General features: G+C 65.1%; 1 protein-coding gene. It reads right to left on the bottom strand.

Annotation, left to right across the window (positions count from 1 at the left end; all coding sequences use genetic code 11):
* Nucleotides 1-75 precede the first annotated feature (75 nt).
* Nucleotides 76-1311, bottom strand: coding sequence for an IS256 family transposase (locus AC3WTE_RS32590; protein ID WP_036437208.1), 1236 nt, complete (start codon nt 1309-1311; stop codon nt 76-78).
* Nucleotides 1312-1460 lie beyond the last annotated feature (149 nt).

The raw sequence follows: 1460 nt of genomic DNA on the forward strand, positions 1-1460 counted from the left end.
GATAGCGTCCCGGGGAGTGGTGGACTTCGGATCTGGCGTGGTTCACGCGTTGTGATCAACGAGTCATGGTGAACGCTAGGCGATTTGGTGTTGTTTGGCAAGTGCTGCCGCGGCGTGTTTGGCGGCGATCACGGCGCGTAGTTCGTCCATGGAGACATCGGAGAGGTAGCGGCGGGTGACCTGCCACTCGTCGTGGGATTCGATGACCACCGCGGTGGCCAGGCGAAGGAACGCCGCCGGATTGGGGAAGATCTCCACGACATCGGCCCGACGCTTGATCTCTTTATTCAGACGCTCTATCGGATTATTCGACCAGATCTTCTGCCAATGCGCCTTCGGGAACGCAGTGAACGCCAACACGTCGGTCTTGGCCTCGCCCATCATCGCGGCCACCTTCGGGAACGACGCGGCCAGGGTGTCGGCGACCCGGTCCCACTGCGCGGCGACCTCGTCGGGTTCGGTGTGAGCGAAGATGGTCTTGACCGCCGCGGTAACCGCCGGGGCGTGTTTGGCCGATACCGCGGTATGCAGGTTCCGCATGAAATGCACCCGGCACCGCTGCCACGATGAGTTCGTGAACTGCTGTGCCACAGCGACTTTCAACCCAGCGTGCGCATCGGAGATGACCAGGTGCACCCCCGATAGGCCGCGCGCCTTAAGCGAGGCGAGGAACTCGCGCCAGAACTCGAACGACTCGCTGTCACCGACCGCGGTGCCCAGCACCTCACGGGTGCCGTCGATCGACACGCCGGTCGCGACCACCAGGGCCTGGGAGACCACGTGCGCCCCCACGCGGACCTTGCAGAAGGTGGCATCGCAGAACACGTAGGGGAAGCTGGTGTGGGTCAGCGAGCGTTCCCGAAACGCTGTGATCTCGCGGTCCAGGCCGGCGCAGATCCGCGACACCTCCGACTTGGACACCCCGGTCTGCACGCCCATCGCCGTCACCAGGTCATCGACGCTGCGGGTGGACACCCCGTGCACGTAGGCCTCCATGATGACCGCGTGCAGCGCCTTGTCGATACGCCGGCGGGGTTCCAGCAGCGACGGGAAGAACGATCCCGCCCGTAGCTTGGGGATCTGCACCTCGATGTCCCCGGCGGTCGTGGAGACGGTCTTGGGGCGGTGCCCGTTGCGGTGCACCGTGCGGCCGTCGCTGCGTTCGTAACGGCCCGCGCCGATCGCCGCGGTGGCCTCGGCCTCGATGAGCTGCTGCAACCCGGAACGGATCAACTCGGCGAACACCGCACCCGAGTCAGCGGACTTCAGTGCATCGAGCTGAGCGAGCAGGGCAGAATGGTCAAGGGTCATCGCGCGGTTTCCTTCGGTGAGTCACTTTGGTACGTAACTCACTGACCACTACGCGATGGCCCACCCCAACACCGGCACCGACACGGCCTGAACATCTCCGCCCACCTCAGCCCCGTCCCCGAATTCCCACCACCCCAGGGGACTTAGCC

This window comes from Mycobacterium sp. FW102-FHT13B02, assembly GCF_058790275.1.

Coding starts and splice junctions, on each gene's coding strand:
- AC3WTE_RS32590 (WP_036437208.1), bottom strand. CDS start 1,311: ATGACCCTTGACCATTCTGCCCTGCTCGCTCAGCTCGATGCACTGAAG.